This window comes from Streptomyces sp. WZ.A104 (assembly GCF_002382885.1).
GTDB lineage: Bacteria > Actinomycetota > Actinomycetes > Streptomycetales > Streptomycetaceae > Streptomyces.
In genome coordinates this window covers 82,795-106,186 of sequence record NZ_NWVL01000012.1, presented here as the reverse complement: position 1 = coordinate 106,186, position 23,392 = coordinate 82,795, and the positions used below count along the sequence as shown (strand labels likewise).

General features: G+C 71.2%; 22 protein-coding genes and 1 riboswitch. Of the genes, 10 read left to right on the top strand and 12 right to left on the bottom strand.

All coding sequences use genetic code 11. The features are described 5' to 3' along the window. Nucleotides 1-246: 246 nt before the first annotated feature. The 3 genes from CIB93_RS09335 to CIB93_RS09325 all read left to right on the top strand — a co-directional run bounded on the left by CIB93_RS09335 (nucleotide 247) and on the right by CIB93_RS09325 (nucleotide 1,630). Nucleotides 247-459, top strand: coding sequence for a hypothetical protein (locus tag CIB93_RS09335; protein WP_096625981.1), 213 nt, complete (start codon nucleotides 247-249; stop codon nucleotides 457-459). Between the two features lie 70 nt (nucleotides 460-529). After that, nucleotides 530-790, top strand: coding sequence for a hypothetical protein (locus CIB93_RS09330; RefSeq protein WP_257002109.1), 261 nt, complete (start codon nucleotides 530-532; stop codon nucleotides 788-790). 90 nt (nucleotides 791-880) lie between these two features. After that, nucleotides 881-1,630, top strand: coding sequence for an AfsR/SARP family transcriptional regulator (locus CIB93_RS09325; RefSeq protein ID WP_096625979.1), 750 nt, complete (start codon nucleotides 881-883; stop codon nucleotides 1,628-1,630). A 41-nt stretch (nucleotides 1,631-1,671) separates the two neighbouring features. Here the strand turns inward: CIB93_RS09325 and CIB93_RS09320 are convergent, their stop codons facing one another. Genes CIB93_RS09320 through CIB93_RS09290 form a run of 7 tightly spaced genes read right to left on the bottom strand, consistent with a single transcriptional unit; the run spans nucleotide 1,672 to nucleotide 9,416 of the window. Further along, nucleotides 1,672-2,925, bottom strand: a complete 1,254-nt coding sequence (locus tag CIB93_RS09320; protein ID WP_096625977.1) for an endonuclease/exonuclease/phosphatase family protein — start codon at nucleotides 2,923-2,925, stop codon at nucleotides 1,672-1,674. Further along, nucleotides 2,922-3,929, bottom strand: a complete 1,008-nt coding sequence (locus CIB93_RS09315; protein WP_096625975.1) for a glycosyltransferase family 2 protein — start codon at nucleotides 3,927-3,929, stop codon at nucleotides 2,922-2,924. The genes CIB93_RS09320 and CIB93_RS09315 overlap by 4 nt, the downstream gene beginning before the upstream one ends. A 38-nt stretch (nucleotides 3,930-3,967) precedes the next feature. Next, nucleotides 3,968-4,864 carry a UbiA prenyltransferase family protein gene (locus CIB93_RS09310; protein ID WP_096625973.1) on the bottom strand — a complete coding sequence of 299 codons (897 nt, stop codon included), beginning with the start codon at nucleotides 4,862-4,864 and terminating at the stop codon, nucleotides 3,968-3,970. 11 nt (nucleotides 4,865-4,875) lie between these two features. Further along, nucleotides 4,876-5,898 (bottom strand): NAD(P)-dependent oxidoreductase, encoded by a 1,023-nt coding sequence (locus CIB93_RS09305; RefSeq protein WP_096625971.1) that lies wholly within the window; start codon nucleotides 5,896-5,898, stop codon nucleotides 4,876-4,878. After that, complete coding sequence (locus tag CIB93_RS09300) at nucleotides 5,892-7,292, bottom strand: aspartate aminotransferase family protein (RefSeq protein WP_096625969.1); 1,401 nt, start codon at nucleotides 7,290-7,292, stop codon at nucleotides 5,892-5,894. The genes CIB93_RS09305 and CIB93_RS09300 overlap by 7 nt, the downstream gene beginning before the upstream one ends. Then, entirely contained in the window at nucleotides 7,279-8,376 is a 1,098-nt protein-coding gene (locus CIB93_RS09295) for a lysylphosphatidylglycerol synthase domain-containing protein (RefSeq protein WP_096625967.1), read from the bottom strand. Before CIB93_RS09295 ends, CIB93_RS09300 begins: the two co-directional genes overlap by 14 nt. Then, nucleotides 8,373-9,416: a glycosyltransferase gene (locus CIB93_RS09290; protein WP_257002108.1), complete on the bottom strand. Its 1,044-nt coding sequence runs from the start codon at nucleotides 9,414-9,416 to the stop codon at nucleotides 8,373-8,375. The genes CIB93_RS09295 and CIB93_RS09290 overlap by 4 nt, the downstream gene beginning before the upstream one ends. A 123-nt stretch (nucleotides 9,417-9,539) precedes the next feature. Between CIB93_RS09290 and CIB93_RS09285 the strand changes: the two genes are divergently transcribed. Then, the gene (locus CIB93_RS09285) at nucleotides 9,540-10,700 is read left to right on the top strand and encodes an endonuclease/exonuclease/phosphatase family protein (RefSeq protein ID WP_096625963.1); all 1,161 of its coding nucleotides are present in this window, start codon (nucleotides 9,540-9,542) and stop codon (nucleotides 10,698-10,700) included. Between the two features lie 109 nt (nucleotides 10,701-10,809). On the opposite strand, the gene CIB93_RS09280 is transcribed toward CIB93_RS09285, so the two are convergent. Next, on the bottom strand, nucleotides 10,810-11,742 hold the full coding sequence (locus tag CIB93_RS09280) for an aldo/keto reductase (RefSeq protein WP_096625961.1): 933 nt from the start codon (nucleotides 11,740-11,742) through the stop codon (nucleotides 10,810-10,812). Between the two features lie 230 nt (nucleotides 11,743-11,972). Here CIB93_RS09280 and CIB93_RS09275 point away from each other — a divergent pair, with 230 nt between their 5' ends. From CIB93_RS09275 to CIB93_RS09255, 5 genes are all read left to right on the top strand, one after another. Further along, nucleotides 11,973-12,947 carry a helix-turn-helix transcriptional regulator gene (locus CIB93_RS09275; RefSeq protein WP_096625959.1) on the top strand — a complete coding sequence of 325 codons (975 nt, stop codon included), beginning with the start codon at nucleotides 11,973-11,975 and terminating at the stop codon, nucleotides 12,945-12,947. Nucleotides 12,948-13,064: 117 nt separating this feature from the next. Next, nucleotides 13,065-15,290, top strand: coding sequence for a carbon starvation CstA family protein (locus CIB93_RS09270; RefSeq protein WP_096625957.1), 2,226 nt, complete (start codon nucleotides 13,065-13,067; stop codon nucleotides 15,288-15,290). After that, nucleotides 15,287-15,490, top strand: coding sequence for a YbdD/YjiX family protein (locus tag CIB93_RS09265; protein WP_096625955.1), 204 nt, complete (start codon nucleotides 15,287-15,289; stop codon nucleotides 15,488-15,490). The genes CIB93_RS09270 and CIB93_RS09265 overlap by 4 nt, the downstream gene beginning before the upstream one ends. 179 nt (nucleotides 15,491-15,669) lie before the next feature. Further along, nucleotides 15,670-15,805: riboswitch (cobalamin riboswitch) on the top strand. A gap of 136 nt (nucleotides 15,806-15,941) precedes the next feature. Then, nucleotides 15,942-18,356 carry a ribonucleoside-diphosphate reductase subunit alpha gene (locus CIB93_RS09260; RefSeq protein WP_096625953.1) on the top strand — a complete coding sequence of 805 codons (2,415 nt, stop codon included), beginning with the start codon at nucleotides 15,942-15,944 and terminating at the stop codon, nucleotides 18,354-18,356. After that, nucleotides 18,356-19,372, top strand: coding sequence for a ribonucleotide-diphosphate reductase subunit beta (locus CIB93_RS09255; RefSeq protein ID WP_096625951.1), 1,017 nt, complete (start codon nucleotides 18,356-18,358; stop codon nucleotides 19,370-19,372). The genes CIB93_RS09260 and CIB93_RS09255 overlap by 1 nt, the downstream gene beginning before the upstream one ends. A 14-nt stretch (nucleotides 19,373-19,386) precedes the next feature. On the opposite strand, the gene CIB93_RS09250 is transcribed toward CIB93_RS09255, so the two are convergent. Continuing rightward, nucleotides 19,387-19,602 carry a hypothetical protein gene (locus CIB93_RS09250; RefSeq protein WP_096625949.1) on the bottom strand — a complete coding sequence of 72 codons (216 nt, stop codon included), beginning with the start codon at nucleotides 19,600-19,602 and terminating at the stop codon, nucleotides 19,387-19,389. Nucleotides 19,603-19,683: 81 nt separating this feature from the next. Here CIB93_RS09250 and CIB93_RS09245 point away from each other — a divergent pair, with 81 nt between their 5' ends. Then, the gene (locus CIB93_RS09245) at nucleotides 19,684-20,664 is read left to right on the top strand and encodes a GlxA family transcriptional regulator (protein ID WP_096625947.1); all 981 of its coding nucleotides are present in this window, start codon (nucleotides 19,684-19,686) and stop codon (nucleotides 20,662-20,664) included. A gap of 34 nt (nucleotides 20,665-20,698) precedes the next feature. On the opposite strand, the gene CIB93_RS09240 is transcribed toward CIB93_RS09245, so the two are convergent. The 3 genes from CIB93_RS09240 to CIB93_RS09230 form a co-directional block, all read right to left on the bottom strand. Beyond that, on the bottom strand, nucleotides 20,699-21,436 hold the full coding sequence (locus tag CIB93_RS09240) for a D-Ala-D-Ala carboxypeptidase family metallohydrolase (RefSeq protein ID WP_096625945.1): 738 nt from the start codon (nucleotides 21,434-21,436) through the stop codon (nucleotides 20,699-20,701). A 165-nt stretch (nucleotides 21,437-21,601) separates the two neighbouring features. Then, a complete protein-coding gene (gene def, locus CIB93_RS09235; RefSeq protein WP_096625943.1) occupies nucleotides 21,602-22,240 on the bottom strand; it encodes a peptide deformylase in 639 nt (212 codons plus the stop codon). Nucleotides 22,241-22,360: 120 nt separating this feature from the next. Next, the gene (locus CIB93_RS09230) at nucleotides 22,361-23,356 is read right to left on the bottom strand and encodes a hypothetical protein (RefSeq protein ID WP_096625941.1); all 996 of its coding nucleotides are present in this window, start codon (nucleotides 23,354-23,356) and stop codon (nucleotides 22,361-22,363) included. Nucleotides 23,357-23,392: the final 36 nt, after the last annotated feature.

Here is a 23,392-nt window from a genome sequence, read left to right as displayed (position 1 = left end):
CGCACCCCGCCCCCGGAGCCTCGGCACCTTCTACCCGGCAGGAAGGTGACACCACCCGCGAGCGCCCTGGTGGGGCCGTCCCGGGACGGGAGGCCGCGAGGTGGCGCCAAACGCCCGGGCGGTTACTGCCAGCGATGGACGCTGACACTCCGGCCTCGTTCGAGCATTCTTGAACGTGTCGAAAGGGCCCCACGAACGGGCAATCGACACATTCCACAGAATCCCGAACCCAGAGGTGTCTCCGTCATGCGCTCTTCCGCCCGCCGTCTCGCCCTCGCCGCCGCCCCGCTCGCCGCCCTCGGCGCCCTGCTCGCCACCGCCGGACCGTCCGCCGGCGCTACGGCGGGCCCGGACGCGACCACGCCGTCGCCGGTCGTCGCCACCACCTCGGCGGCCGCTCAGGCCCCGGCGCCCACACCGACGCCGTCCGCCTCATCCGACGGCTTCTCGTGGGGCTGACCGGCACACGTCGCGCCCGGCCGGACCCACGCTCCCCGCAGGACCCGCCATCTACCTCATCGGCATCTCGATGTCCGCGTCCGCCGCGGCGGACCCCGAACACCCCACCCCCAGCGGCGTGCTGGCGGCGCTGTACCGGTCCATCGAGCCGACGGAACCCGTCGAGACCGCCCGCGCGCTGGTCGGGGACCGCTCCGTCCGGATCGCACTGTGCCTCGACTGCCCGGACGAACTGGAAGCCATCGGGCGCGCGCTGGGCATCTGCCTGCGCATGCTGGGGCGCTCCCCCGAGTTCAGCGGCTACGGCATCACCGACTGCAGACTCCTGTGAGACCTCCCGACCCCTCCCGCAACCCCTCCGCCGGTCCGGCACAGGACGTGCCGACCGGAGAGAACAGAGAAGTGAACGGGGAATTCAGCCGTGTTCGTCCATATTCTGGGCCCCCTCCACGCCACCGTCACCGACCGCCCCGTACCCCTCGGGGGCAGACGGACGCAGACCGTCCTGGCCGCTCTCGCGCTGGAGGCCGACTGGGCCGTCTCGGTCGAGGGCCTCGTCGAAGCGGTCTGGGGCCCCCACCCCCCTGCCAGCGCCCGTGCCCAGATCCGCATCTGCGTCTCCACGCTGCGCCGGGCCTTCGCCGCCGCCGGAGCACCCGGGCTGATCGAGACCCACTCGTACGGCTACCGTCTCCGCCTCGGCCCCCACGACCTGGACTCCGCCGTCTTCGAGAGCCGCGTGCAACGCGCCCGCGTGCTGTCGGGCGACGGCCGCAGGGCCGAGGCCGCACTTGAGCTCCGCGACGCGCTCGCCCTGTGGAACGGGCCCGTGCTCGCCGGGCAGACGAGTCCGGCCCTCGACCCGGGTATCCGGCGCCTCGAAGAACTGCGGATCCGGGCGACCGAGGAACGCCTCAGCCTCGAACTGGACCTCGGATGGCACGAGGACGTCGTCGGCGAGCTGATGGCCCTGACGTCGACGTACCCCTTCCGTGAGCGGTTGCACGCCCAGCTGATGCTGGCGCTGCACCGCTCCGGCCGGACGGCCGAGGCGCTGGCCGCGTACCGGCGCATCCGTCTGACCCTCGTCGAGGAGCTGGGGATAGAGCCCGGTCCGAAGCTCAGCGCGATGGAGCGGTCCATCCTCCTCGGGGAGTGCCTGAGCGCGTGACCGCCCCCGGCACGGGCGGCCCCGCTCCCCCGCCGGACGGCTCAGAAGGAGATCCACAGGTCCTGCATCCGGTGCTCGGACAGCCCGTCGGTCGGCACGAACTCGTACCGGTGCGCCTCGGCCCCGCCTGCCGTGAAGGCCCAGTCCAGACGGAAGAACGGCAGGGGCCGGTCGAGTACGCCTCCCAAGGAGAACTCTCCCGGGGAGGCGTACTTCCAGCTCAGCGGGAGGAACTCGCCGCTCACCGGAGTGGCGTCCGTGGCGGTGGCGCGCAGCCCGTCCAGCGCCCTGCTCGCGGCGGTGGTGTTGAAGTCCCCGGCGATCACCGACGGGTGGGGGTTGGCCGCCACGTCCCGTTCCAGTCCGCGCAGCTCCTCCCGCCGCCAGGCGTCCTTGCGGCGGAAGTAGGCGTCGTGGTCGAACTCCGAGAAGGGGTTCAGGTTGTCCAGGGCCATGGGCACGGTGATGTGCACGTTGTACGTGCTGAGCACCCGGTCACCGACCGCGAGATCGGTCCGCAGCACCTTCTCCCGCAGGAACTCCCGGCCGAAGTCGTCCTTCCCGTCGGTGGCGGGAGGCACGCCCACGGAGGTCTGCGACAGGACGGGGAAGCGCGAGACGGTGAGGAGTTCGCCCCTGCGGGCGATGTGGTAGCCGGGGAACTGCCGGCGCAGCGCCTCGTCGTCGTCGAGCCGTGCGTAGCCCTCCTCCCCCAGGCCCGGGGTCCAGGCGACGTGCTCCTGGAGCAGGTAGACGTCGGCCGGATGCTCGCCCAGGAAGGCCCGGAGCCGGTCGGTACCGGCCGCCTTCCCCCAGTACTGGGTGTTCAGCGACACCACGCGCAGCGCGCCGGACGGCACCGGGCCGGGATCGCGCCACAGGGCGGGCCAGTTGAGGCCCGAGCCCGTGGTCAGGGCCAGCGCCAGGGCCAGCGCGGCCGTGCCGGCCGCGAGGGGGCGGCGCCGGCCGCACGCACCGGCGGCCGCGACTAGGAGGGCGGCGGGGACACCGAGCAGGAGGAGCGGTGGTACGGCGTCGAGGACGAGGGACCAGTGCCAGCGGTCGCTCAGCAGGACCCGCGTCACGGCGTACAGCAGCCACAGCGCCGCGACGGCGAGGACGAGCCTGCCGTACCAGAGCCTGAGGAGGCGGGCGATCCGGCGCGGACGACCGAGCTCCTCCCCCGCCACCGCCGTGCGTGCCGCCCCGGCCGTCCTGTCCCCTCCGGCTGCCCCGGCGGGTGCGGTGTCCCCGGGATCCACCGCGTGCGCGGACGGTGTGCTGCCCGCGGTCATGCCATGCTCTCCTGCGGCTGGTACATGCGCCGGAAGCGCCGACTCGCCGCGTACTGCGCGAGACCGACGGCGAGACCCGCCACGACCGCCGCGTTCACCAGCAGGTGCACGCCGGTGAAGAACGCCGTGAAGAGCGGACCGCGCTCACGGAGCGCGAAGCGGTACTGCCCGAGGTCCGCGACCACGGACCCGGTGAGGGCGGCCAGCGGCACCAGGAGGACCGCCGGATGGAGGAACCCGAACGGCAGGGCCGCGACGGCGAGGCCGCCCAGCGCGGAGGCGACGGCACGGCCGCCGGTCTCCATGCCCTGCATGGCGCGGCCCCGGTCGAAGTAGAACGGCACCCGGAGCCGGCTGCGGACGAACGCCTTGCGCAGCAGGGGCCGCATCCGGCTCTCGTCGGACAGCCGCCCCCTGATCCGGGACGTGAGCAGCATGGGCCGCCGGGCGGCGAGCCGTTCCGCGTGGTCGATCTCCTCGGTCTGCCGCAGCGCGGTATTGAACCACCCGGCCTCCATGAAGGCGGCCCTGCTGACCGCGCCCAGCGCGTAGAAGCCCCCGCTGACCAGGCCTTCGGCGCTCTTGCGCCAGTAGTGGTACTGGAGGATGCGGTACTGGCCGACGAGCGGCTCGTCGAACAGCGGCTCCTTGTCGGGGATGCCGAACACCGCGCCGTACGAGGGGTTCTCGTCGAACAGCGCGACGGCCTCGGCGACCGCCTCCGGGTGCATGGTCAGGTCGGCGTCCAGGAAGAAGACGATCTCGCCCCTGGAGCGGCGGACGCCTTCGTTGCGGGAGGAGCCGGGTCCGCCGTTCTCCGGGACGCGGACGAGCTGGACGGGGTGGGTGGCGGCGATCTCCGCGCAGCCGTCGGTGCTGGCGTCGTCGACGACGATCACTTCGATGTGGGGATAGCTCTGCTCACCTATGGAACGCAGGCAGAGGTCGATGGTTCGGCGGTCGTTGTACATCGGGACGACGACCGACACGAGAGGTGCTGACATGGGATTCCTCGTCGGTGGTGGAGGGGCTGGGGCGGGGGTCAGCGGACCAGGTGCGGGACCAGCAGCGCGCCCCAGACGGCGGAGTTGGCAAGCATGACCCGGTCACGCAGGAGGGTCTTGACGGGCTCGCCCCCGCCGCCGTCCACGATCACGATCTGGAGGTAGCGGAAGAGGGCGAAGAGCGCGCACACGGCCGTGAGCAGGGCGTACGGCCCAAACCCCGACTCGGTGCGCAGATAGAGCAGGTAGCCGAAGAGGGCCAGGGCCGAGCACAGCACCAGGACGAGGTCGAGGAAGTGGGCCGAGTAGCCGACGAGGGCCGGCCGGTGCCCGGTGCCGGAGACGCTGAGCTCGTGCCGCCGCTTGCCCAGGATCAGGACCAGGCAGGACGCCAGCACGGTCAGCACCAGCCACATCTCGACCGGGCGTTCGGCGGCCTCGTAGCCGCCGAGCAGGCGGAGCACGAAGCCGGCGGCCACGACGAAGACGTCGAGGAGGGGAAGGTGCTTGAGTTTCCAGCTGTAGGCGCCGTTCACGGCGAGGTACAGCAGGATGATCAGGGCGGACCCGGGCCCGAGGGTCAGCAGGGCGGGGACGAGCAGGGCGCCCAGCACGAGGGCCGTGGCCACGGCCGAGGCCATGCTCATCTGCCCCGAGGCGAGGGGACGGTGACGCTTGACGGGGTGCCGCTTGTCCCGCTCCACGTCGGCGATGTCGTTCAGGACGTAGACGAGGGATGAGGCGAGGACGAAGGCGCCGAGCGCGACGGCGACCCGGACGGCCGTCGTCGCGTCCGGGGCGCCGCCGATCAGGGCCAGGGGCACCACGAGCAGGTTCTTGGGCCACTGACCGGGTCTGAGCAGGGCGAGCGGCGCGGGCAGCCTTCCTGTCCGTACCGGTGCCGGGGCGCTGGTGTGTCCGGCGAGCTGGGTCATGGCACGGCCTCTCAGAAGAAGATCTTCGCGGTGGACAGCAGGCCCTGACTCCACGGGTCGCGGCTGGTGCGGCCGGTGGCTCCCGTCTCCGGGGCGGTGTGGCGGGCGGTGCGCCACCACTCGTAGGTGCGCAGGACGGCGTCCGCGTTCGACAGGCGCGGGGAGAAGCCGAGTTTCGCCTTGGCCTTGTCGATGCTGACGTAGGAGTCGTCCATCAGCTTGTGGAGGAGCCGGCCGTAGACCGGCGAGAGCTTGGCCCGCTGGAGGACGTTGAGGAGGGTCAGGGCGGGGCGCGCGGGCAGGCCGATGACGCGCTTGCCGTGTCCCGCCGCGTCGAGCACCGCCTGGAAGTCCTCGCGGAGGGTGCCGAACTCGGCCGCGGCGAGGTTGTAGGTGTCGTTCGCGACCTCGTCGGGTGCGGTGAGGACGGTGACGACGGCGTCGACGAGGTCGTCGACGGCGAACATCTGGATGCGTACGTCGCCCTTGCCGAGGACGGGGAAGTGGCGGCCTTCCTCGGCCCATTCGAAGAGCATCGAGAACAGGCCCATGCGGCCGGGGCCGACGAAGGTCTTGGGCCGCAGGATGGGGACGCACATGCCCCCGGCCCGGTACCGCTCGGCGATCTCCTCGGCCGAGGCCTTGGCCCGGCTGTAGGTGTCGACCGGCTCGCGGGGGTACTCCTCGGGGGTGGGCACGATCGTGGGCAGGCCGTAGACCGCGGTCGAGGAGATGTGCACGACGCGGGGGGTGCCGGCGGCCCCGGCCGCCGCGAAGACGTTCTCGGTCCCGCCGACGATGATGGAGCGAATCTGTTCGTCGGGGTAACTGGGCAGGGCGGCCGCGGCGTGGACGAGGACGTCGGCCCCGTCCAGGGCCTGGTCCATGAGCTCCCGGTCGCGGATGTCGCCCGTGAGCAGGACCAGGGGGCCGGGCCTGAGGTCGACGCCCCGCACCTCGTGGCCCTCGGCGAGGAGCCGTTCGGCCAGCCGGGAGCCGAGCATGCCGGCCGCGCCGGTGATCGTGATCACCACTGGGAGCTCACCTTCTGCTTGATGAAACGGGCCACGAGACCGGTCAGGCCGCGGCTGAGGACGTCGTCGAGGGCGTCGACCACGCGCTGGGCCTCCTCCGGTTCGGTGACCAGGGAGGGGCCGATGACGAGGGGGTTGTCGCCGTTGAGCGTGTAGTACGTGAAGATGCCGTGGTCCTGGTAGAGCGCGTTGATCACGGCACAGGTGACGACCTTCGTCTTGAACCGCGGGTCCCTGGCCATCCCGCCGGGCGCGAGCTTCGCCACGAGGTCGAGGATCCGTGGGCCGCCCTCGATGAACACGCCCCACAGGGCACCGGCACCCGCCACGCGGCCGATCGCGTCGGGGTACTGCTCGGCGAGCCGTTCGAGACCGGGGCCGAGTACGGCTCCGAGTGCGCGGGCCCGCGCCGGATAGTCGTCCTCCATCGCGATGTTGACGGCTTCGAGGGCGGTGACGCACTCCTCGCCGAAGCCGTAGTAGGTGGTGGACGTGGACTGGAGCAGGGCGTCGCCGAGGCTGTCGTACGCCTTGCGGAAGACCGGCTCGCGGGCGACGAAGGCGGAGATGGAGGACTTGCCGCCGCCGAAGGACTTGGACGTGGTGAGCACGTCGGGGATCAGGCCCGGATAGCGCATGAAGTGGAAGAGGGAGCCGGTCTTCCCCCACCCCGTGTAGATCTCGTCGAAGATCAGCACGATCTTCTCTCGGTCGCAGATCTCGCGCAGGCCGCGCAGGAACTCCTCCGAGCACCACTGGATGGTGGAGGCGCTGAACGGCTCGATGAGCAGGGCGTACACGTCGCCGCGGTGTGCGGCGACGACCCTGCGGACGGAGTCGAGGTCCCCGTAGCGGAAGGTGTCCACACCGGGGATGGTGGGGAAGGCGAACTGGGCCTGGCCGGTCAGGCCGCCCGAGCCGAGCAGCTTGCCGTGGAAGGCGCGGTCGGCGCGCAGGACAGTGTTCCGCTTGCCGTTGTGGTACTTGTACGCGAGCTTCACCGCTCCCTCGACCGCCTCGGCTCCCGAGTTCGGCAGGAAGGCCATGTTCAGGTCGCCGGGCAGGACCTCGGCCAGGTTGTGGCCGAGGGCCGCGAGGTAGGGCGAGAAGTAGGTCTTGTGCACCTCCATGCGCCGGTCGCGGGCGAAGCGTTCGCGGGCGGCGAGGATGCGCGGGTGGTTGTGGCCGTGGTTGAGGACGCCCACGCCGCCGGTCAGGTCGAGTATTCGCCTGCCGTCGTCGAGGGTGAGATAGGCGCCCTCGGCACTCCGGACGAGCTCGCGGCCGAAGCCGAACGAGGTCATCAGGGACACCTGGCTCTTGTTCACGTAGCGGCGGTAGAGGTCGTGGACCTCGTCGACCTGGAGCTTCTCGACGTCGTCAAGGGTGTACACGGGCTTCTTCTCCCATCGGGGCGGTGGGGGGGATCGGGGGGACGAGGGGGGCGGGGAAGGCCAGGGCGTCGGGGGCCCGCCCGGCGCGGCGGACGCGGGGGGTACCGGGGACACGGGGCCCTGCGGCTGTCGGGACGGCCCCGGCGGCGGCCCCGGCGACACCGGCAGCGGTACGGGCGGCACGGGCGGCTTTGGCGTCCCTGGCTCGCGACCAGGCCAGGACCACCGCCGAGCTGGCGAGTTCGGCGACGACGCACACCAGCCGGCTGGCGATCGCCGCGGTGGCGGCCAGACCACCGGGAAGGACGGTGGAGAGGGCGGCGGTGAGGGTGAGCTCGCGCACGCCCCAGCCGTCGGGCACGATCAGCGCCAGGCTGCTGATCACGGTGGCCAGGGCGAAGCCTCCGACGGCCGCGCCGAGTCCGGCGAGGGGCGGCGCTCCGACCGCCAGGAGCAGGAACCACAGGTGGAGTCCGGAGGCGGTCCAGGAGGCGATCGCGAGCAGCACGGCCTTGCGGACGGCACCGTCCGGCGGTGGTACGACCGGCCGCTTCACCAGCCGGGCCGCGGCCACGACCGGCCGGGTGATCAGGGAGGGCCGTACGACCCCGGCGAGGAAGAAGAGCGCCGGCGGACACAGCCACATCCAGTGCCCGGGCAGTGCGGCGGGCGCCGCGACCAGCCCGACCGCCGCTCCGGTGAGCAGGGTCAGCGCCAGGCTCAGGACGTAGGCGGAGGTCATCTGGGCGCCGGGCACACCGGCCTCTCGGCCGTGCGCCACATGGGTGATGACACCCCAGACTCTGCCGGGCACGTACTTGCTCAGCTGGCCGAGGAAGTAGATCTTCGCCGCGCGAAGACCGCGGATGGGATGGTCGCCGGGGATGAGGGCCCGCCAGGCGTGCACGGCGAGGACCAGTCCGCCGATGTTGGCGACGACCGAGGCGACGATCAGGGGAACGGCGTCGGCGTGGGCGAACGCCTCGACCGCCTTGGGTCCTTCGCCCCGGACGAGGAAGAACACGCCGACCAGCGCGGCCACCACGACGACCGGGGTGAGGAGCCTGCGCAGCCACACGGTCATCGCGCCGCCGCCTGCTCGGAGCTCCGCCGGCCGCCGGTGGCGGTCCGGCCGGCCGTGAGGGCGCGGACGGCGCCACTCGCGGCACCGGCCAGCAGCGCGGCGTGGTTGGCGAGGTGGACGCCGGTGAAGAAGGGGACGAAGGAGGCTCCCCGCCGCCGGGCCGCGAAGCGCAGCAGCCCGAGGTTGGCCAGGCAGAAGGCGAGCAGCCCGGCGACGGGGAGGGCCGACAGGACCGGTACGGCCGGAGCGGGCCACGACAGGAGGAGGGCCAGGAGCGGCAGCGGCACGGAGCCGAGGCACAGGGCCGCGGCGAGGACCGACGCCGGGCTGTTGGCCGTCAGGTTGCTCCGGCCCCCGCGGCGGGCCGAGAGCAGGGCGGGCACGAGGAGCAGGGCCCTGCGGTACGTCTCCGAGAGGAGGGGACCGAACCGGTGCTCCTCGTCGTGGCGGGCCATCACCCTCTCGGTGAGCACGATGCGGTAGTGCGGGGCGAGCCGGTCGCTGAACTCCAGGTCCTCCGAGTCGCGCAGCCGCTCGTCGAAGCCTCCGAGCACCTCGAAGACCTCGCGGGGGACGGCCGCCTGGGCGAAGAAGGCGGTCTCCACCACTCCGGCGCCCCGGGCGCGCCACCAGTACGCGTGCAGCACCTTGTACCACTCGACGGGCCCGTCGTCGAAGAGCGGCTCGGGCGCGATGACGCCGTGCACACAGCCGCAGGAGGGATCGTCGCGCAGGATCTCCAGGGCGTTGGCCACCGAGTCCGGGGTGAGCGCCTCGTCGGAGTCGAGGAAGAAGAGGACGTCACCGGTGGCGGCGGCGATTCCCGCGTTCCGGGCCGCGGAGACTCCGCGGTTGCCCCCGCCTCCGATGAGGACGCACGGATGGTTCCGGGCGATCTCGGCGGTCCCGTCGGTGCTGCCGTCGTCGACGACGATGACCTCGTGGACGGGGTGGGTCTGCGCATGGACGGATCTCAGACAGGCGTCGAGGGTGCGTGAGGAGTTGTAGGCCGGTATGACGACCGACACGGTTCGCGTCATGGGAAGAGGACATCGGGCCCTCGTATTGACGGCATATCGATCGCGTATCGCCTCTTCTCGCAGTCTGAGACGGCTAACAAGCCTTGGAAGAAAGGAAGTTGAGAGCTGTTAGCGTTCCGGGGCGTGAGTCCTCGAACCCTCCCCGGCGCCCGTGACGAGACCGTCCGGAGCGTCTCTGCGAACGCCTCGCCGCCCCCCGTTCCACGTCCGGTTCCAGCCACTCGCGGAAGACGGCGTGCCACCGGTCTCCTCATCGGCACCACCGCCGCGTGGGCGCTCTTCCTCGGCCTCGGACAGGCGCTGAGCGGCCGGTGGTGGCTGTGGCTGCTGCCGGACCTCGCTCCCCCGCCGGCCTTCGTCGCGGTGCCCGCCCTGCTGATCGTCCTGTCCGGCGCCGTGGCCACCCGGCGCGCCCGCCGGTGGCTGCTCCCCGTCCTCGCGGTGCTGCTCGCGGCGGGGGTGGGGAGGGCGGGGCTCCACTGGGGGGCGCTGGTACCCGGCGGGGGCCCGGGCCCCGCCCCGGCGGGCGCGCTCAAGGTCTTCTCGTGGAACACGCTCTACTGGGACACGACCGACGATCCGGCAGCGTTCCACCGCCATCTGCGGTCCAAGGACGCCGACGTCTACCTGCTCCAGGAGCACCTGAGCCGGGAGGACGGCAGGCATACCGAGATCGACCGGCTCGACCGGCTGCGCGCCGAGTTCCCCGGCTACCACCTCGTGGCGCGCGGGGAGCTGGTCACCCTCTCGCGGTACCCGGTCGTCGCCGCGCCCGAAGTGGGGCCGGGCCGCCCGCCGGGCCCGTCGTCGTCCTGGCGGGAACGGTTCGAGTGGCACAAGGTGCTGCGCACCGACGTGGACGTCGCCGGCACGGTGGTGTCGTTCTACAACGTGCACATCCCGGTACAGCTGGACATCGAGCGAAGCTGGCTGAGTCCCGGCTTCTACCGGGTGGTCCGCGACACCGACGCCGTCCGGAAGGAGCACTACGCGGCGCTGCTCCGCGACGCGCGTGCCAACCCCCATCCGCTGCTCATCTCGGGCGACTTCAACACGACCCCGGCCATGGGCGATCTGGACGGCCTACGGGGGGAGTTCCGCGACGCGCTGCCCGCCGGCTCGTCCTTCCTTCCCGGCACATGGGGCGGCGAGGGGCTGCCGCTGTGGCGGCTGGACTGGACGTTCACCGACGAACGGCTGCGCGTGCACCGCTACGCGCTGGTCTCCGCGTCCGGCCTCTCCGACCACAGGGGCCAGGAGATGCTGGTCTCCCCGGCCGGCTGAACCGGGGGAGACGGGCGGGGAGGGTCGCGGAGGGCGGACCCGCACCCTCCGTGACCCTCCCCCGGCCGCGGGCCCGGCCCCGCCGTCCATGCCCGCGCCCGTGGCTCCCTCAGGCGCCCGCCTCGTCCAGTCGGCGCCGCTGCTCCGGGTCGAGGGTGAGGTCGAGCGCCCCCATGGCCTCCTCCACCTGCTCGACCCGGCTCGCCCCGACGACGGGCAGTACGGACGGTTCGCCGCCGAGGAGCCAGGCCAGCACCACCTGATTGACGCTCGCGCCGAGCTCTCCGGCGACCTCGTGCAGCGCCGCGAGCCTCGGGGCGGTGCCGGGGTGGTCGTACGCGGCGGGTATCCCCACCTCGGGGCGGGTGTAGCCGCCGGAGAGCAGCGCGCTGTACGCCCACAGCGTGAGGTCGCCCCCGTTTCGCGCGAAGTCGAGGATCTCCCGGGTGACATGGACGTGTCCCGACGAGGGGAGGGCCTTGTCGAAGCGGGGCTGGAGGTAGGAGTGGCGGTACTGGAGGTGGGTGTAGCGCGGGCGCTCTCCGGCGAGGGCACGGGCGCGCTCGACGCGCCAGACGGCGTGGTTGCTGACGCCGAGTTCGGCGGTCTTCCCCTCGTCGACGAGGTCGGCCAGGGCCGCGACGGTTTCACCGAGCGGGACCGTGCGGTCCTCCAGGTGGGCCCAGAAGACGTCGACCCGGTCGACGCCGAGCCGGCGCAGGCTGCCCTCCAGGGCGCTCCTGACCGCCTTCTCGGAGAGCCCCTCGACGTCCGGGGAGCCGGGGGCGGCGGGCCTGCCGCCGCACTTGGTCGAGAGGACCAGGCCGTCGCGGCCGCCGCGCGCGGCGAGCCAGCGGCCGACGGTCTCCTCACTCTCGTCCCCGGTGCCGCCTTCGGCCCAGTACGCGTAGTTGTTGGCGGTGTCGATCACGGTGCCGCCCAGTTCGGTGAAGCGGTCGAGCACGGCGAACGAGGTGGCCTCGTCGACGGTCGTACCGAACGGCAGGGCGCCGAGTATGAGGGTGCGCTGCGGGATCGCCATGGATACAGTCCTTCTCGGAGGCACTTGGACTAGACCATCTTGGATCATCCGCGCGTGCGGCGCAGGCGTTTGGCCGGTCAACCCCTGTCCGACGCAGGGGATTTCAAGCTGCCCCACAGGAGGTTCAATTGGTCTAGACCTACAATCGGCGGCGGCCTTGCCAACACGGCCGGCCGCACGTCGGCACGGACAGTCAACGGCACGATGGGGTTCACCAGGGGGAGATCGCCTTGCTGGAGGCGCTGGGAATAGCACAGTCCGCCGAGATCGTCTATCGGCTCATGCTCGAACGGCCCGATTACGGGGTGGCGGACATGGCCCGCCGGCTCGGCTGGACCGAGCAACGGGTCCGCGAGGAACTGGGCCGGCTCACAGAGGCGCGGCTCATCTCCATGGAGGACGATTCCGGGGAGATCCTGCCGTTCGATCCCGAAGTCGGGTTCTCCTTCCTCCTCTCGCGCGCCGAGGGCGAGCTGAGCCGCCGTCGCCGCCAGGTCGAACGCGCCGAGCGGGCGGTGGCCGACATCCTCGCCGCACGCCCCGACCGCTCCGCCCGCCACGACGTGGTGCACCGGGTGGTGGGCCTGGAGACCGTCCGCCGGCGCCTGGAGGACCTCGCCGCGAACGCCCGCACCGAATGCCTCTCCCTGCTCCCGGGCGGGGCGCAGCTGCCCGACACGATGGACGCGAGCCAGCCGCTCGACCAACTCTGCCTGGAACGCGGGGTGCGGATCCGCTCGATCTACCAGGACAGCTTCCGCAACGACCCCCCGACCGTCGACTACGTGCGCTGGTACTGCGACCTCGGCGGCGAGGCGCGGACCGTGCCCGTGGTCCCCATGCTCATGGTGATCGTCGACCGTGAGGCCGCGCTCGTCCCGGTCGACCCGGAAGAGGGGCGCGCCGGCGCCCTCGAAGTCCGCAGCCCCGGCCTCGTGCACGCACTCGTGGTCCTCTTCGACCAGCTCTGGGACACGGGCACCCCCTTCGGCGAGGCACCGCGTCGCGACGAGCACGACCTCTCCCCGCGGGAGCGGGAGTTGCTCATGCTGCTCGGCATCGGCTGCACCGACGACCTCGCCGCCCGGCGGCTCGGGATCTCCCTGCGGACCGTACGCCGGATGAGCTCGGAGCTGCGGGACCGGCTCGGCGCGCGCAGCCGGTTCGAAGCGGGGGTACGGGCCGTCAAGGAGGGGTGGCTCTGACCTGCGGTGGTCGCCCCGTTGCCGTACCGATATGCGGACGGGGGGTTACGCACGGCGGTCACAGGATCTAGATTTCGCGCACGTTGAGCCAGTGATCGCGCGAGGGGACGGATCGTCATGCCGCAAACGCCCGCACCAGCCCCGCCGGAACAGGGGCAGCGGACCCTGTCCCCGAAGTCCGTCGCCATCTGGGTCTCGGTCGCCCTGGTCGGCGGCATGGGATGGGCCATCCTCGCACTCTCGCGGGGTGAGGAGGTCTCCGCCGCCTGGATGCTGGCGGCGGCCCTGGGCTCGTACGCCATCGCCTACCGCTTCTACTCCCGGTTCATCGCCAACCGGGTACTGCGGGCCGACAAGAACCGCGCGACCCCCGCCGAACGGCTCGACAACGGTGTCGACTTCCATCCCACCGACCGCCGGGTCCTCTTCGGCCACCACTTCGCCGCCATCGCGGGCGCCGGGCCGCTGGTCGGTCCCGTACTCGCGGCGCAGATGGGCTACTTGCCCGGCACGATCTGGCTCGTCGTCGGCGTCATCTTCGCCGGTGCCGTCCAGGACATGGTGACGCTCTTCTTCTCCACCCGCCGCAACGGCCGTTCGCTCGGCCAGATGGCGCGCGACGAGATCGGCCCGGTCGGCGGGATCGCCGCCCTGGTCGCGGTGTTCATCATCATGATCATCCTGCTCGCGGTTCTCGCGCTGGTCATCGTGAACGCGCTCGCCCACTCGCCCTGGGGCGTCTTCTCCATCGGCATGACGATCCCGATCGCGCTCTTCATGGGCGTCTATCTGCGGATCCTGCGCCCCGGCAAGGTCAGCGAGGTCTCGCTCATCGGCGTCGCGCTGCTGCTGCTCGCGATCGTCGCGGGCGGCTGGGTGGCCGAGTCGTCCTGGGCGGACTTCTTCACTCTGGAACCGGGCACGCTGGTCGTCTGGATGATCGTGTACGGGTTCCTCGCCTCCGTGCTGCCCGTGTGGCTGCTGCTGGCGCCGCGCGACTACCTCTCCACCTTCATGAAGGTCGGCACGATCGCCCTGCTGGCCCTCGGTGTGGTGATAGCGCTGCCCACCCTGAAGATGCCCGCGGTCACCGAGTTCGCGAGCAGCGGCTCGGGGCCCGTCTTCGCGGGCTCGATGTTCCCGTTCGTCTTCATCACCATCGCCTGCGGCGCACTCTCCGGCTTCCACTCCCTGGTCTCCTCGGGCACCACCCCGAAGATGGTCCAGAAGGAGACCCAGATCCGGATGATCGGCTACGGCGCGATGCTGACCGAGTCGTTCGTGGCGATCATGGCGATGATCGCCGCCTGCATCATCGACCCCGGTCTGTACTTCGCCGTCAACGCACCGGCCGGTGTGATCGGTGACAGCGTCCAGGCCGCCTCCGAGGCCGTGGCCGACTTCGGCTTCTCCATCTCCCCCGAGGCGCTGGCCCAGGCGGCCAAGGACGTCGAGGAACAGAGTCTGCTGTCCCGGACCGGTGGCGCACCGACGTTCGCGCTCGGCATGGCGGAGATCTTCTCCGCAGTGATCGGCGGTACCGCCATGAAGGCGTTCTGGTACCACTTCGCCATCATGTTCGAAGCGTTGTTCATCCTCACCACCGTCGACGCGGGCACCCGCGTGGGGCGCTTCATGCTCCAGGACATGCTGGGCAACGTCCACAAGCCGTTCCGCGAGGTCAGCTGGAAGCCGGGCGTGTGGTTCGCCAGCGCCGTCGTCGTGGGTGGATGGGGCTACTTCCTCTGGGTCGGTGTGCACGACCCGCTGGGCGGCATCAACCAGCTCTTCCCGCTGTTCGGCATCGCCAACCAGCTGCTGGCCGCGGTCGCGCTGGCCGTCTGCACCACGCTGCTGGTGAAGTCCGGCCGGCTGAAGTGGGCCTGGGTGACCGCGGTGCCCCTGGCCTGGGACGTGGCGGTCACGCTCACCGCGAGCTGGCAGAAGATCTTCTCCGAGGACGTGAAGATCGGGTTCTTCGCCCAGCGCGACAAGTACCAGGCGGGCATCGACGCCGGTGAGGTGCTGGCCCCCGCGAAGAACATGGAGGAGATGCGGACCGTCGTCACCAACTCCACGGTCGACGGGGTGCTGTGCGCGCTCTTCGCGGTCCTCATCATCGTGGTCCTCGTGGACGCCGGACGGGTCTGCTTCAACGCCATCCGCGACCCGGAGAGCGTCAAGCTCCACGAGGCGCCGTTCGTCCAGTCCAGGCTGGTCGCCCCGGCGTCGATCCTCGCGACCAAGGAGGAGAAGGCCGAGCTGGTCGCGGCGGGCGTCGGCCCCGAGGGCGGCATCCGCGTGGAGGACGGCGGTACGGACCTGCCGAAGGCCCGGACATGAGTGTGCGGGACGTCCGCCGGATCGCCGGCCGCATCCGCTGGTACGTGCGCGAGCTGACCGGCGAGTCGGCCTACGACCGCTACGTGGCGCACGCGCGGGCGCACGATCCGGACACACCGGTCATGACCCGCCGCGCCTTCGAGCACAGCCGCACCGACGCCCGCGAGGCGGACCCCCGCGAGGGCTTCCGCTGCTGCTGAGCGCCACCGGTCCTGCGGGGCCGCCGCACCCCTCCCAGGGGCGTGGCGGCCCCTTTTCGCGCCCTCGTGCAGGCCCGTCCGCTCCCGGCCGAACCGGAGAAAAGCAGGGCGAAGAATCCACACCGCCTCGGAAAAGTTATGTCGGCCGACACAACATGTGGGGGCTACCTCATCAGGCGGCCCCCACATGTATGCTCGACCTCGCTGTCGTCGCAGGGGAATCCGGTGCGAATCCGGAACTGTCCCGCAACGGTGTGATCAGTGTGCTTTTGCACACCTGAAGTCCGAAGACCTGTCGACAGTGCGTCCGGATCGACCGAACCGGATGCCAGACGTCCGGGCCTCGCGGATAGGCCGGTGGACGCCGTCAGCAGTGCTGCCCTGACCCGGGCTTCGCGCTGCCCGGCTTCCCCGCCTGCTGCCGGCCCCCAGCCGAGCGAGGGAAAGCCCAGTGACCATCGCGCCCGCCGATCCGGTTTCAGCCACCGAATCCGCAGTGTCCACCACGTCCGGAGACGCCTCGAACGACGGACCCGGGACCGCCCTGCTGCGGACCCTGACCGACCTCACCGTCGATCTGCCCGACACCGACCCCGGACGGGTCGCCGCTGCCGCGTTGCGCGGGCGCAACGCCCGCTCCGACGAGGCCGAGCTGCGCTCGCTGGCCACCGAGGCCGCCGCGGGGCTGATCTCCGAGGACCCCGCGTACTCCAAGCTCGCCGCCCGGCTGCTGACCCGCACGATCGCCGACGAGGCCGCGAGCCAGGGCGCCACGTCCTTCTCCGCCTCGGTCGCCGTCGGCCACCGCGAGGGCCTGATCGCGGACCGCACGGCCGCCTTCGTCGAGCTGCACGCGAAGGCGCTGGACGAGCTGGTCGAGCGGACGCTGTCCGAGGGCGCGGACGACCGTTTCGGCTACTTCGGTCTCCGTACGCTGCACAGCCGCTACCTGCTGCGCCACCCGCACACCCGCCAGGTCGTCGAGACCCCGCAGCACTTCATGCTGCGCGTGGCCGCGGGCCTGGCCGAGGACGAGTCGGTGCGGGCGCTGGACGAGGTCGCCGCGCTCTACGGGCTGATGAGCAAGCTGGACTACCTCCCCTCCTCCCCCACGCTCTTCAACTCCGGTACCCGGCACCCGCAGATGTCCTCCTGCTATCTGCTGGACTCCCCCAAGGACGAGCTGGACTCGATCTACGACCGCTACCACCAGGTGGCGCGGCTCTCCAAGCACGCGGGCGGCATCGGTCTGTCCTACTCCCGCATCCGCGCCCGGGGTTCGCTGATCCGGGGCACCAACGGGCACTCCAACGGCATCGTGCCGTTCCTCAAGACGCTGGACGCCTCGGTGGCGGCGGTGAACCAGGGCGGTCGGCGCAAGGGCGCTGCGGCGGTCTACCTGGAGACCTGGCACGCGGACATCGAGGAGTTCCTCGAACTCCGCGACAACACGGGCGAGGACCAGCGGCGTACGCACAACCTGAACCTGGCGCACTGGATCCCGGACGAGTTCATGCGCCGCGTCGACGCCGACACCGAGTGGTCGCTCTTCTCCCCCGCCGACGTGCCCGAGCTGGTCGACCTGTGGGGCGACGAGTTCGACGCGGCCTACCGCGCGGCCGAGGCCAGGGGGCTGGCCCGCAAGACGATGCCCGCGCGTGAGCTGTACGGCCGGATGATGCGTACCCTCGCGCAGACCGGCCAGGGCTGGATGACGTTCAAGGACGCCTCCAACCGGACCGCGAACCAGACCGCCGAGCCGGGCCGGGTCGTCCACTCCTCGAACCTGTGCACCGAGATCCTTGAGGTCACCAACGACGGCGAGACGGCCGTCTGCAACCTGGGCTCGGTCAACCTCGGCGCCTTCGTGGCGAACGGCTCGATCGACTGGGACCGGCTGGACGCCACCGTGCGCACCGCCGTGACCTTCCTGGACCGGGTCGTCGACATCAACTTCTACCCGACCGAGCAGGCCGGGCGCTCCAACTCCCGCTGGCGGCCGGTCGGTCTGGGCGCCATGGGTCTCCAGGACGTCTTCTTCCAGCTGCGTCTGCCCTTCGACTCGCCCGAGGCCCGCGCGCTCTCCACGAAGATCTCCGAGCGGATCATGCTGGCGGCGTACGAGGCGTCCTGCGACCTGGCCGAGCGGTCGGGCCCGCTGCCCGCCTGGTCCGAGACGCGTGCCGCGCGCGGTGTGCTGCACCCCGACCACTACGACACCGAGCTGAACTGGCCGGAGCGCTGGGACGCCCTGCGCGCCCGGGTCGCGAAGACCGGTATGCGCAACTCGCTGCTGCTCGCCATCGCGCCGACCGCCACGATCGCCTCGATCGCCGGTGTGTACGAGTGCATCGAGCCGCAGGTCTCCAACCTGTTCAAGCGCGAGACGCTCAGCGGTGAGTTCCTCCAGGTCAACGCCTACCTGGTGGACGAGCTGAAGAAGCTCGGCGTGTGGGACGCCCGCACCCGTGAGGCGCTGCGCGAGGCGAGCGGCTCGGTGCAGGGCTTCGCCTGGATTCCCGAGGACGTGCGGGCCCTGTACCGCACCGCGTGGGAGATCCCGCAGCGCGGCCTGATCGACATGGCGGCGGCCCGTACGCCGTTCCTCGACCAGAGCCAGTCGCTCAACCTGTTCCTGGAGACGCCGACCATCGGCAAGCTCTCCTCGATGTACGCGTACGCCTGGAAGCAGGGGCTGAAGACGACGTACTACCTGCGTTCGCGCCCGGCGACCCGGATCGCCCGTGCCGCGTCCGGTCAGGCGTCGGCCGCCGCCCCCATTCCCGTACAGCAGGCGTCGGCTCCCGACGCGGACGCGATCGCCTGCTCCCTGGAAAACCCTGAGTCCTGCGAGGCCTGCCAGTAATGAGCACCGACGACAACAAGAACCTGCTCGACCCGGGATTCGAGCTGACCCTGCGTCCCATGCGCTACCCGGACTTCTACGAGCGCTACCGGGACGCGATCAAGAACACCTGGACCGTGGAGGAGGTCGACCTCCACTCGGACGTCTCCGACCTCGCCAAGCTGTCGCCGGGCGAGCAGCACATGATCGGCCGGCTGGTGGCGTTCTTCGCGACCGGTGACTCGATCGTCTCGAACAACCTCGTGCTGACGCTGTACAAGCACATCAACTCCCCCGAGGCGCGGCTGTACCTGTCGCGGCAGCTCTTCGAGGAGGCCGTGCACGTCCAGTTCTATCTGACGCTGCTGGACACCTATCTGCCCGACCCGGACGACCGGGCCGCCGCGTTCGACGCGGTCGAGGAGATCCCCTCGATCCGTGAGAAGGCGCAGTTCTGCTTCAAGTGGATGGACTCGGTCGAGAAGATCGACCGGCTGGAGACGAAGGCGGACCGCCGCCGCTTCCTGCTGAACCTGATCTGCTTCGCGGCCTGCATCGAGGGGCTGTTCTTCTACGGCGCGTTCGCGTACGTGTACTGGTTCCGCTCGCGAGGTCTGCTGCACGGTCTCGCCACCGGCACCAACTGGGTGTTCCGTGACGAGACGATGCACATGAACTTCGCGTTCGAGGTCGTGGACACCGTCCGCAAGGAGGAGCCGGACCTCTTCGACGACGAGCTCCAGCAGCAGGTCACCGACATGCTGAAGGAGGCCGTCGACGCGGAGCTCCAGTTCGGCCGCGACCTGTGCGGCGAGGGCCTGCCGGGCATGAACACCGAGTCGATGCGCGAGTACCTCCAGTGCGTCGCCGACCAGCGGCTCACCCGCCTCGGCTTCCCGACGGTGTACGGCTCGGAGAACCCGTTCTCCTTCATGGAGCTCCAGGGCGTCCAGGAGCTGACGAACTTCTTCGAGCGCCGCCCGTCCGCCTACCAGGTGGCCGTCGAGGGCTCGGTCGGGTTCGACGACGACTTCTAGCCGCCCGGGATCCGTCAGATCCTGGCCCAGCTTCTGAGGTAGGGGCGCCGCGCAGCCGTGACCGGTTGCGCGGCGCCTTCCGTTTCCGGGGGCCCGGCCGTCCGCGCCTTCCGTTCCGCCTCCCGCAGTTCGCGGTCGATCCGGCGCTCGCGGGCGAGGCCGACGACGGCCGGAGCCGCGACAAGGGCGAAAAGTGCTGCTACGACCAGGTAGTTCAGGAATGTGTTCATGCCTCTACTCTGGTCCACCCGGGCAGAAATCATCAGTGGCAGCACTGCCATGGAACATCCAATTACTGCCACACTGAGTCCATGCTGACCAATGTCGCCGCCCTGCTCCTGGACGAGGTCCACCCCTTCGAACTCGGCGTGCTGTGCGAGGTGTTCGGCCTCGACCGCAGCGACGAGGGCCTGCCGGTGCACGATTTCGCGGTGGTCTCCGCCGAGGGCCCCGTCCTGCGCACCCACGCGGGCTTCACCATCAGCACGCCCCACGGCCTGGACCGGCTGGAGGAGGCCGACCTCATCGCCGTGCCGGCGGGCAGCCACTTCATGGATCGGGAGTATCCCGAGGAGGTGCTTGCCGCGCTGCGCCGGGCCGTGGAGCGCGGTTCCCGGGTGCTGAGCGTCTGCTCGGGGGCGTACGTCCTCGGCGCGGCCGGGCTGCTGGACGGCCGCCGCTGCACCACTCACTGGCGGCACGCGGCGGAGCTGGCCCGGCGCTACCCGAAGGCGATCGTGGAGCCGGACGTGCTGTACGTGGACGAGGGCCCGGTGGTCACCTCGGCCGGGACCGCCGCCGGGATCGACGCCTGCCTGCATCTGGTCCGCCAGGCGTACGGACAGGAGGCGGCCAACACCATCGCCCGGCGGATGGTGGTGCCCCCGCACCGGGACGGCGGCCAGGCGCAGTACATCAACCGCCCGCTGCCCCGGAACGCGTGCGACACCGTCGGCGCCACCCTGGCGTGGATGGAGCACCATCTCGACCAGGAGCTGACCGTGGAGCAGCTGGCGGCGCAGGCGCACATGTCGCCGCGCACCTTCGCCCGGCGGTTCCAGCAGGAGACCGGGACCACCCCGTACCGCTGGCTGCTGCGGCAGCGGGTGCTGCTGGCCCAGCACCTGCTGGAGACGTCCGACCTGACGATCGACACGATCGCGGGACAGACGGGCTTCGGCACGGCGGCGACCCTGCGACACCAGTTCGTACGGTCGCTGGGGACCACGCCGAACGCCTACCGCCGCGCCTTCCGGGGCCCGTCGGCCGCGGCCGTGCCCGACGTCGCCTGAGCGCCGCCGGGCCGGGCACCGGGAGGGGTGTGGGTCAGATGCCGCACTGGGACGCCGACCAGAAGCGGTTGGGCCCCTGGTTGACGTGCACGTGGTCACCGTGGCCAGCGTAGCCCGGGCCGAGGATTCCCCTGAAGCCGTGGTAGCGAGCCTGCCTGGCCAGCGTGCACAGGGAGTGCGGCGAGGCTCCGAGGTCGACCGCGTCGCCGTACAGGTGGCGGCTGTTGGAGGCTCCGCCGACGGCCGCGTTGCAGGAGACGGAACGGAAGCCGCTGGTGACGCGGATGGGCTGGTCGCCCAGCGCGTGGCGCAGCGCCTCCAGCTTCCACATGCTGCTCAGCGCGTTGGCCCTGGCCGTGCCCGCCGAGACCTTCCCGCCGGCCCAGGTGCTGTTGCACTTGTTCAGCTCGGGGTAGGTGAAGTGGATCGGGGTGCAGTCGTTGTCCTGGAGCGCGTAGATCTTGGCCTGGGTGGCCGGGCCCGCGATCCCGTCAGCGGCCAGGCCGTAGGCCGCCTGGAACCGCTTGACGGCGGCGGTGGTGGCCGGACCGTAGACGCCGTCGATGGCGAGCACGGAGTTGTAGCCGGGCCAGCCCGCCACCCGGATCTGGAGCTGGGTGACGTCGTTGCCGGTGGCTCCGGACGAGAGCGTACGGGTCCAGGTGTAGCAGCCGTCGGCCTGCGCGGGGCCGGCGGTCAGCACCGCCCCACCCAACGCGAATGTGATGGTCATGACAAGTCCGAGCAGAACGCGTGCGGTACGTCTCAGCACAGGGGGTCTCCCTCTGAACGTCACGGGCGGTGTCCAGGTGAGCCTGGCCCAGGAGTCGACGCGCGTCAACTACCACTAAGCAAACGGCAGTTATCCGCCCGGTGGTATCCGGAAAGCCAAGGGGCCCGGCGCCCGGGAACGGCGTCGGGCCCCTGCGGCGCGGCCTCAGCCGTTGGGGACGGTCTCGTAGCGCGGCGTGCCCTCTTCCATCTGCCGCAGCGCGTCCTTGCGGTCCCGCTTGGAGAGCCGGTCGATGTACAGGTAGCCGTAGAGGTGGTCCGTCTCGTGCTGGAGGCAGCGCGCGAAGTAGCCGGTGCCCCTGACCCGGATCGGGTTGCCCTTCGCGTCCTGGCCGCGCACCACCGCATAGTCGGGGCGGGCGAGGGACGCGTACGCGGTCGGGACCGAGAGGCAGCCCTCGTTGGAGTCGTCCAGCACCCGCCGCTCGGGGGCGAGCTCCTCCAGGACCGGGTTGCAGACGACACCGGTGTGCCGCTTCCCGTCGTCGTCCGGGCAGTCGTAGACGAAGACCTTGAGGTCCACACCGATCTGGTTGGCCGCGAGGCCCACGCCCTCGGCCGTCTTCTGGCTGGCGAACATGTCGTCGATCAGCTGCGCCAGCTCGTCACCGAACTCCGTGACGTCCTTGCACTCCTTGTGCAGCACCGGGTTGCCCACGACCGTGATCGGACGGGAGGTGCCGCGCTCGCGGTACGCCGCCTCGCGCGCCTCACAGTCCTCGGTGTCGACGATGAACCCCTCGTCGTCCACGCCGATCGTCCCGTCCGTCTCCTGCTGCGACATGTCCGCCGTACGCCTTCCTGCAAAACCTGAACTCGGTGAACCCCGCCGAACCCGCCGGAAACCGGGAACCACGGGAGGAGCAGCACCGCGATCGGTGCGCGTACAGCCTACGGGCAGCGGTCAGCAGACTTCTTCGAGATCCCGCCACTCACGGCTGTCGGGGCTGTCGGCGACCCAGCCGTCCAGCAGTCCGCGCACCAGCCCGGCGGGGGCCGCGAGACCGCACTCGCGCTCCGGGACCCACAGGTCACCGGCGCCCGCGATGCGGTGGCCCAGCGGGCCCGGGTGGCCGGGCTCGCTGTGGTCGTGCGGGTCCAGGTGCTCCCCGTCCCCCTCGTCGCTCTCCATCCGGCTCTCCGAACAGTCCCGGCACAGCAGCCGTACGGAGGAGGACCAGTCCTCGGCGGCGAACCCGGCGTCCGAGGCCAGCTTCTCCAGGGCGTCGCGGTCGTCCTCGGTGGCCGCCTCCAGCAGCACCACCCAGGTCGGCACCGGCGAGGGCGCCCACAGCTCGATCTCGTCGAACACCGGATAGGCGGGCCCGGCCGCGGTGACCCGCTCGCCGTTGGGCACCCCGTCGTGCAGGACGACCTCGCCCCAGCGCCGCCCTGAGGACGGCAGCGGAATGGACAGCACCTCGATCCGGGCCGGGTCGAGGCGGCGGCCCCAGACCACCTCGGCCTCGCCCTCCGGCGAGAGCCGCACCGCCGCGCTGCCCAGCTCCATGCCGGTCGGCTCGGTGGTCGCCGCGCTGTGCTGGCCGCTGCCGGGGACCTTGAGGCCGTACGCCTGCCAGGCCCGGCGCGCCAGTGGCCAGTCCTGGAGCGCGGTGGCCGCGATGCCGACGTTCCACCAGTCCGGGGCGCCGGACTCGCGGTCCAGCAGCGCGACCGCCCGCAAGCCCGCCGCGCGCGCCTGCTCCCAGTCGTGCCGGAACTTGTGCAGCAGCGCCAGATTGAACCAGGACTCCGAGAGCCAGGGCTCCAGATCCGCCGCGCGCGTCAGCAGCGCCCCCGCGTCCTCGTACCGGCCGTCGCCGATCAGCGTGAACGCGCGGTCCGTGGCCTGCCGCCAAGAGGCGGACGGACGATGCCGTACCTTCCCGAAGATCCTCACGATTCCCGCCTGTCCCGACTGGACACCCTCGTTATC